Source organism: Pseudomonas sp. ML96 (assembly GCF_000761545.1).
GTDB lineage: Bacteria > Pseudomonadota > Gammaproteobacteria > Pseudomonadales > Pseudomonadaceae > Aquipseudomonas.
This window is the reverse complement of record NZ_JPMY01000021.1, coordinates 87,225-94,734: the sequence shown is the minus strand read 5'-3', so window position 1 is coordinate 94,734 and position 7,510 is coordinate 87,225. Positions and strand designations below refer to the sequence as shown.

The 7,510-nt window shown below is 62.5% G+C and carries 8 protein-coding genes and 2 tRNA genes; 4 read left to right on the top strand and 6 right to left on the bottom strand.

Annotation, left to right across the window (positions count from 1 at the left end; translation table 11 throughout):
• Nucleotides 1-93: 93 nt before the first annotated feature.
• Nucleotides 94-597: a hypothetical protein gene (locus tag IP89_RS13640; protein WP_043310107.1), complete on the bottom strand. Its 504-nt coding sequence runs from the start codon at nt 595-597 to the stop codon at nt 94-96.
• A 310-nt stretch (nt 598-907) separates the two neighbouring features.
• Here IP89_RS13640 and mgtE point away from each other — a divergent pair, with 310 nt between their 5' ends.
• Nucleotides 908-2,350, top strand: a complete 1,443-nt coding sequence (mgtE, locus tag IP89_RS13635; protein ID WP_043310106.1) for a magnesium transporter — start codon at nt 908-910, stop codon at nt 2,348-2,350.
• A 53-nt stretch (nt 2,351-2,403) separates the two neighbouring features.
• Here mgtE and IP89_RS13630 read toward each other — a convergent pair whose 3' ends face one another.
• Complete coding sequence (locus IP89_RS13630; protein ID WP_081963247.1) at nt 2,404-2,730, bottom strand: Arc family DNA-binding protein; 327 nt, start codon at nt 2,728-2,730, stop codon at nt 2,404-2,406.
• A gap of 373 nt (nt 2,731-3,103) precedes the next feature.
• Here IP89_RS13630 and IP89_RS13625 point away from each other — a divergent pair.
• A tRNA-Arg gene (locus tag IP89_RS13625) sits at nt 3,104-3,180 on the top strand.
• 107 nt (nt 3,181-3,287) lie between these two features.
• Here IP89_RS13625 and IP89_RS13620 read toward each other — a convergent pair.
• From IP89_RS13620 to mobA, 3 genes are all read right to left on the bottom strand, one after another.
• Nucleotides 3,288-3,364: transfer RNA gene (locus tag IP89_RS13620), tRNA-Pro, on the bottom strand.
• Nucleotides 3,365-3,456: 92 nt separating this feature from the next.
• Nucleotides 3,457-3,675, bottom strand: coding sequence for a YgdI/YgdR family lipoprotein (locus tag IP89_RS13615; RefSeq protein ID WP_043310104.1), 219 nt, complete (start codon nt 3,673-3,675; stop codon nt 3,457-3,459).
• A gap of 57 nt (nt 3,676-3,732) precedes the next feature.
• Nucleotides 3,733-4,311 carry a molybdenum cofactor guanylyltransferase MobA gene (gene mobA / locus IP89_RS13610; RefSeq protein ID WP_043310103.1) on the bottom strand — a complete coding sequence of 193 codons (579 nt, stop codon included), beginning with the start codon at nt 4,309-4,311 and terminating at the stop codon, nt 3,733-3,735.
• 66 nt (nt 4,312-4,377) lie between these two features.
• Here mobA and moaB point away from each other — a divergent pair, with 66 nt between their 5' ends.
• Together moaB and glp are read left to right on the top strand one after the other, a co-directional pair.
• A complete protein-coding gene (moaB, locus tag IP89_RS13605; RefSeq protein ID WP_043310102.1) occupies nt 4,378-4,917 on the top strand; it encodes a molybdenum cofactor biosynthesis protein B in 540 nt (179 codons plus the stop codon).
• On the top strand, nt 4,914-6,110 hold the full coding sequence (gene glp / locus IP89_RS13600; protein ID WP_043310101.1) for a gephyrin-like molybdotransferase Glp: 1,197 nt from the start codon (nt 4,914-4,916) through the stop codon (nt 6,108-6,110). The genes moaB and glp overlap by 4 nt, the downstream gene beginning before the upstream one ends.
• Here glp and IP89_RS13595 read toward each other — a convergent pair.
• The gene (locus tag IP89_RS13595) at nt 6,107-7,507 is read right to left on the bottom strand and encodes a lipid II flippase MurJ (RefSeq protein WP_043310100.1); all 1,401 of its coding nucleotides are present in this window, start codon (nt 7,505-7,507) and stop codon (nt 6,107-6,109) included. The genes glp and IP89_RS13595 overlap by 4 nt on opposite strands.
• Nucleotides 7,508-7,510 lie beyond the last annotated feature (3 nt).

Below are 7,510 nucleotides of genomic sequence, written 5' to 3'. Positions count from 1 at the left end.
GTACCCGGCTACGAACCGGGCGGTCGGAGGTTCGAATCCTCCTGAGTGCGCCATAAATCAAAAGGCCCGCAGAAATGCGGGCCTTTTGTCTTTTCAGCGTTTCTTCTTTTCTTGCACGCAGCCTGCTTCGTCGAAGGTGACCTGGCGTTTGTTGCCTTTCTCGTCTGCGTAGTGATAGCGCATCTGGCCGTCGTTGCTGGAGATTCTGTCGGGCTCACCCAGGGCGCTCTCTACATCGCGCTGGGTCATGCCGCCGCGAACCTGCTGGCGTATCACGGCATGCCGCTTCTCGCTGCTAGTCAGCTTGTTGCCGCAGCCATCCTGCTTGCTTCCGACTACGACAAGTGTCTGGTTGCTGCCTTTCTTGTTCTTGCCGCTTTTGCTCTTGCTGGCTTTAGCTAGCGGTACGGCCTTTCCTTGGCCGGGTGTGGGGTTGTAAGCGTCCTGCAGGTCCTGGTTGCTGCTTTCTGGGCAGCCGTGAAGCGTGTAGGTGATATGACCGGCACTGTCTTCGCAGCGGAACACCGTTGATGCCTGAGTGTCGGTAATGGGGTGGAGCAAGAGCGCGCAGATTCCTGCGCAGATTGGCCGCAGCATTGTTCGTCCTCCTTGACGATGCCACCCCAGCCTAGTCCGGATTTTTTGTTGCGCCAGCGTGCCTTGTGACATGGCGCATGCGTCGGAAAAGTAGATTGCGCATCGCTCTAGAAAAGCGCTGCAAGCGCTTGTTCTGGGGCTGATTTTTTCGCTTCGAAATGAGCTGGGGTGCTATCATTCCTCTGTCAGCCTCGCCGAGGCTTGTGGATTGCCACCATGGACTTACCCAGTAGTTACTCAAAATTCCTTTCGCCCGATCTGATCGATTGAGCCCCGCGGCGCGCCCTGCTGCTGGGGTGGAGCGTGCCGTATGACTGAAGTAGAAGCCAAAAAGCCGCAAGAGAGCCTGCAGGACCGCCTCGCTCAGGTGGTCGATCTGCTGCACCGCCACAAGCTGGTTGAAAGCCTGACGCATCGCCAGGAAGGCCAGCACCACGACCTAGTGGAAAACCTAGTCCACCGTCAGAACCTCGTAGAGCTGCAGCGCAAGCTCGATGAGCTGCACTCCGCTGACGTTGCCCATATCCTCGAAGCCCTTCCGCTTGGTGATCGCCTGACCGTATGGCAGCTGGTCAAGGCTGAGCGTGATGGTGACATCCTCCTTGAGGTGTCCGACGCCGTTCGCGAAACGCTGATCGCGGACATGGATGACCACGAGATCCTCGCTGCGACCAGGGACATGGACGCGGACGAGCTCGCCGACCTGGCTCCTGAGCTGCCGCGTGATGTGGTGCTCGAGCTGATGGAGTCTCTGGATGCCCAGCAGCGCGAGCGAGTGCGCTCGGCGCTGTCCTACGAGGAGGATCAAGTCGGTGCGCTGATGGACTTCGAGATGGTCACCATCCGCGAAGACGTCAGTCTGGAGGTGGTGCTGCGTTATCTGCGCCGCCTCAAGGAGCTCCCAGGGCATACCGACAAGTTGTTCGTGGTCGACTACGACGGTGTGCTCAAAGGGGTGCTGCCGATCAAGCGCCTGCTGGTCAACGACCCCGACAAACAGGTCGGTGAGGTGATGGCCAGCGATCCTGTGAGTTTCCATCCTGACGAGGACGCGCATGACGCGGCTCAGGCATTCGAACGCTATGACCTGATCTCCGCGCCCGTGGTGGAGAAGGATGGCAAGTTGATCGGTCGTCTGACCATCGACGAAATGGTCGACCTGATCCGCGAAGAGAGTGAGAGCGAAGTGCTGAACATGGCGGGTCTGCGCGAGGAGGAGGATATCTTCGCCTCGGTGTGGAAGTCGGTCGGCAACCGCTGGGCCTGGTTGGCTGTCAACCTGGTCACCGCCTTCATCGCATCGCGCGTGATTGGCCTGTTCGAGGGCTCGATCGAGAAGCTGGTGGCGCTGGCGGCGCTGATGCCGATAGTGGCGGGCATTGGCGGCAACTCGGGTAACCAGACCATTACCATGATCGTTCGCGCGCTGGCGTTGGATCAGGTCAGCACCGGCAATACCTCGCGCCTGCTGCGCAAGGAATTGAGCGTGGCGCTGATCAATGGCGTGGTGTGGGGGGGTGTGATTGGTGTCGTGGCCTATTGGCTGTATGGCAGCTGGTCGCTGGGTCTGGTTATGACTGGTGCCATGACGCTCAATCTGCTGCTGGCTGCGCTGATGGGTGTGCTCATCCCGATGACGTTGATGCGCATGGGGCGCGATCCGGCGATGGGGGCCAGTGTGATGATTACTGCCATGACCGATAGTGGCGGTTTCTTCATCTTCCTGGGGCTTGCGACTCTGTTCCTGCTCTGATCGATAGGCACAAAAAAGCCGGCTTAAAGCCGGCTTTATTATTGGGTCGATGATCAGGCCTCTTCGGCGGCCATCTCTGCATCGTGGGCAATCAGGGAAACCAGAGCGTTCTGCTGGCGGCGCGACAGTTGGCGGAAGCGTTGCAGCAGTTCGCGCTCGTGCAGCGACAGCTCGGGGCTGTCCAGGCGCAGGTTCAGCTCATCGCTCAACGAGCCTTCCTGAACCAGGCTTTGCTCAAGACGAGCAATTATTTCCGAGTTCATGCTGCGGTGATGGTTGCGCGCCACATCGGCAATGCGCTCGCGCATACCGTCGGGCAGGCGGACTACAAACTTGTCAGCCGTGCGGCTGGAATAGATGGCCTGTTTCATAGGGCGTATACATTAAACCGGTTAGTTCAGGAAAGCGATGCTGGCATTCAGCTACTGATTGTCGCTGCTTTGACCATGATAGGCGCTAGCCGTTCAGCCGGTAACAGCATCTGTTCGTTTAAAGTCGGTGGTCGACTATTTGACGCCAATTGAACGACGTTGATTGTGTGCCTAATACAGGCGCTTTGCCAGCACCAGTTATCCGAAATGCGTGCAACTCGGCAAAACCGTGGTGATGGTGAGGGGCGATTGCCTCGTTAAGGCTCATGCTAGAGCCGTTCTGCTGGGGAGTGACGAGAGAGGAGAGGGCGCTTTTTGTGCCGCGGCGAGGGCGGCGAATGGCATGACAAAAGATGGCATGCCCGTTAACATGCCGCCCGCTGTCCCAGTAGCTCAATTGGATAGAGCATCCCCCTCCTAAGGGGAAGGTTGGAGGTTCGACCCCTCTCTGGGACGCCATCATAGAAAAGCCCGCAAGCCATATGGCTATGCGGGCTTTTTCGTGGGCAATAAAAAACCGGCTACTAGGGCCGGTTTTTTGATCGACTTTCGTCGATTCGGGAATTTGGTCGGAGCGACTGGATTCGAACCAGCGACCTTCTCGTCCCGAACGAGACGCGCTACCAAGCTGCGCTACGCTCCGAAGGATGGCGCGCATTCTACCGAAAAAGTTTTGCGGCACAAGGGGTTAGCGGGAAGTTTTTTGTAGCTCCACTTCCTTGTGGCTGACATGGCTCAGAGCTCCTTGACGGTGATGACCTGGTCCTTGTTCACCCGCGCCGACTTGCCATCCAACTCCTCGAACTCATAGAAGCCGGAGTCTTCGTCGAACTCGGGGACGTCCACGGTCTGGATGCGGGTGCCGTCGTTGAGGGTGATCACGCTGGGAGTGGCGCACCCGGCCAGGGTCAGCAGGCTTGCGCTCAGCAGGGTGAGCAGAAATCTCTGAGTCATGGGTACCTCCTGGGTCTTGGGGTACGTATGACGAGCCGGGAGGCGGTGGGTTCCGCGCTAGCTGCGTAAAAGCTCGGGTGTGTTCAGGTTGGCCAGGCGCGGATCACCTTCCGCGCACGTCCAAGGCTGCACATCCAGCGGCAGCAGTGCGCGTAGCGGGCTGCGCTCGCCTGCCTGCCAGGCCGCCTGCAACGGGGTCAGCAAGGTGCGAGGAATGCTGCAAAACATGGGCTGCCACTGTTCGCCTTGACGCACCACGATTGGATTCTCGGGATGTTCGAGAGCTGCTTGGCGTAGGCCCTGCAGCAGTGCTCGGTCGATCAGCGGGGCGTCGCAGGGCAGCACTACCAAGCTGTCGTGCCTAGCGGTGGCCAGGCCCGCGAGGACGCCGGCCAGTGGGCCGGGGAAGTCGGCTTCGGCGTCACTCACCAACTGATCGGCAAAGGCGGCATAGCGCTCGGGATTACGGTTGCAGGAGATGATCAGGTCATCGGTCAGTGGCCTTGCCACTCGATGCAGATGCGCGATCAGCGGCTCGCCATGCCACTCGACCAGCCCTTTGTCTTGCCCGCCCATACGCTGCCCGCGGCCACCAGCCAGCAGCAGGATCGAGCAGGGGGGCAGGGCAGTGGTCATGGCGGCGCTCTGGGGTGGGGGCTGTGATATAACACCGGCCTGTTTTCGCCACAACCGGACCCTGCCATGAGCCACAAGGCCGAGGCGGCTTTCGCGCCGCTGAATATCGCCGTTCTCACCGTCAGCGATACCCGCACCCTGGAGACCGATACCTCCGGTCAGCTGTTCGTCGATCGCCTCACCGCCGCTGGTCACAACCTGGCGGCGCGTGTGCTGCTCAAGGATGACCTCTATCGCATCCGTGCCCAGGTGGCGCAGTGGATCGCTGAGGATGAGGTGCAGGTAGTGCTGATCACCGGTGGCACCGGCTTTACCGGCCGCGACAGCACACCGGAAGCGGTGGCCTGCCTGTTGGACAAGCAGGTAGATGGCTTCGGCGAATATTTTCGGCAGATCTCGGTGGCCGATATCGGCAGCTCCACCATGCAGTCGCGGGCCCTGGCCGGTCTGTCCAACGGCACCCTGGTGTGCTGCCTGCCGGGTTCGACCAATGCCTGCCGCACTGCTTGGGATGGCATCCTCGGCGAGCAGCTGGACAACCGTCACCGCCCCTGCAACTTCGTGCCGCACCTGAAGCAGGCCGCGCCTTGCGGTAGCCGCGGATGAGTCTGCTGCCGGTCGAGGAGGCACTGCAGCGCCTGATGGCGCTGGCCGATGCGACGCCCATCGAGGATCGCGAGATAGTGCCGCTGGCCGCTGCCGATGGGCGCGTGCTGGCCACCGACCTGGTCGCCGGGCTGGACCTGCCACCTTGGCCCAATAGCGCCATGGACGGCTACGCAGTGCGTCTTTCCGACTGGAGCGGCGAGCCGCTGCCGGTCAGTCAGCGCATTCTCGCCGGCCATGCGCCGCAGCCACTGCAGCCAGGTACCTGTGCGCGCATCTTTACCGGAGCCCCGCTACCGGAGGGCGCTGACACGGTGGAGATGCAGGAGAACGCCGAGGTGCTGGCCGACGGTCGGGTGAGCTTTAGCGAGCCGCTGGTGCTCGGGCAGAACGTGCGTCCGCGAGGCCAGGAGACCCGTGCCGGAGAGCTGGTACTGAGCGCCGGCACCCGCCTCGGCCCGGTGGAGATAGGGCTGGCCGCCACGCTTGGCTGCGCGCTGCTGGCCGTTCGGCGCCGGCCACGGGTGGCGGTGCTGTCGACCGGCGACGAGCTGATCGAGCCCGGTACGGCACTGGGGCCGGGGCAGATCTACAACAGCAACCGCAGCCTGCTCTGCGCCTGGCTGCAGCGTTTGGGCTGCGAGGTGCGTGATGCCGGCATCCTGCCCGATGATCTGCAGCGCACGCGCGAGGCTCTGGCGGAACTGGGAGATGCCGACCTGATTCTCTCTACCGGCGGCGTGTCGGTGGGCGAGGCGGATTTCCTCGGCCAGGCATTGCGCGAAGAGGGCGAGCTGGCTCTGTGGAAGCTGGCGATCAAGCCGGGCAAGCCGCTGACCTGCGGCTACTTCCGTGGTGTGCCGGTACTCGGCCTGCCGGGCAACCCGGCCTCGACCCTAGTCACCTTCGGCCTGCTGGCACGCCCTTATCTGCTGCGCCGGCTCGGCGTACAGCGCGTCGAGCCACTGGCCTTCACGGTGCCGGCGGGGTTTGCCTGGAGCAAGCCGGGCAACCGTCGCGAATATCTGCGCGCGCGCCTGGAGGGCGGCCGTGCCGTGCTATATGCCAACCAGAGTTCCGGGGTGCTGCGCAGTGCCGCCTGGGCCGATGGCCTGGTCGAAGTGCTGGAGGAGCGGACCTATGTCGAGGGCGATATGCTGCGATTTATTCCGCTGAGCGAAGTGCTCAATTAGCGCCAGGGTTTCAGCCACCCGGCGAGGCCGACCAGGCAGGCTAATGCGTACAGCGTGCTAAGTGGCAGCTGCAACCAGGGATTGGTTAGCGGATGCAGCAGAGCCGCCAGACCAAGCAGGAGCAAGCTAGCCAGCCATTGTGCTGGCCAGTTCAGGCTATGCAGCAGACCTTGGGATCTGAGCAGCAGTAGGCCGGTGAGTAGCACGCCTGCCAGGGCCGCTAGCGCGATGCCGGGCAGACCCAGTGCGAAGGGGAGGGTTGCGAGCAACAGCGCGTTGGCTGCGCTCCCAAGCAGCTCGCAGCGCAGCGGCAGACGCGTATCGCCCGCAGCGTAGGCGTAACGCGCCAGCATGGCGTTCCAAGCACCGAATACCAGGGGGACGGCGAACCAGGCCAGCAGAGCCGGCAGCGGGCTTTGTTGCGTCTGTTGCGGTAGCAGCAGAGCTACCAGGGTGGGGCTGGCTCCTACCAAACCCACTGCCGCAGGCAGGCTGAGCAGCGTGGCGGCTGCAAGGCCTCTGCGCAGCATGGTGAGGCGCTCGTCGTTGGCTCTGCTGCTCAGCATGCCGAGCAGTACCTGGTTGAGTGCCATTAGTGCGATCAGTGGCAGGTTGACCAACTTGCGTGCCAGGTTCACCCAAGTCACCGCGCCTTCGCCTAGCAGGCTGGCTATCACTCGCTCCAGCAGTGCCAGGCCCTGGCTGGCGGCATTGCTAGCTAGCAGAGGGCCAATGCGGCCCAGCAGTTCCCGGCCGCTGCCTTCTTCGCCACTCCAGCGCCAGGGGCGCCAGCCTAAGCGGCCGGCCGGTAGCATGAGCACCAAAGGCATCAGCAGGCTACCAGCTACGCAGGCCATGGCCAGCTGCGCATTGCTGCTGGATGAGCCTTGCAGAGCCAGCAGCAATACAGACGGCAGGTTGAATAGCAGTGAGCCAAGGCCGGCCAGGACGAAGCGCTCGCGTGCTTGCAGCGGAATGCTCAGCCAGGCATGCAAGAGGAAACCGGGCACACACAGTGCCAGCAGCTGCAGGCTGGCGCTGGCCTCGTGTTGTGCTGCCATGTCCAGACCGGGGCCGATCAGACGGCTCCACAACGGAGCGCCCGCGCTGAGGACAATGGTGAGTAGTGCCGCGGCCAGCAGCAGCCAGGGAGTCAGGCCATTGAGCCAGCGTAGCCTGGCGCTCTCATCACGCTCCTGGTACAGCGGCAGTGCGGCCGAGGCCAGCAATCCGGCGGCTAGTGTCATGCGCACGGCTTCTGGCAGGAACAGGGCGACCAGAAAGGCGTCGGTGCGTTGGCCTGCACCCCAGGCGGCAATCAGTAGCCACTCGCGGGCAAAGCCCAGCACAAGACCGGCCAGCGTGGCCAGGGTCAGCCAGAGGGTGCTGTTAAACATATG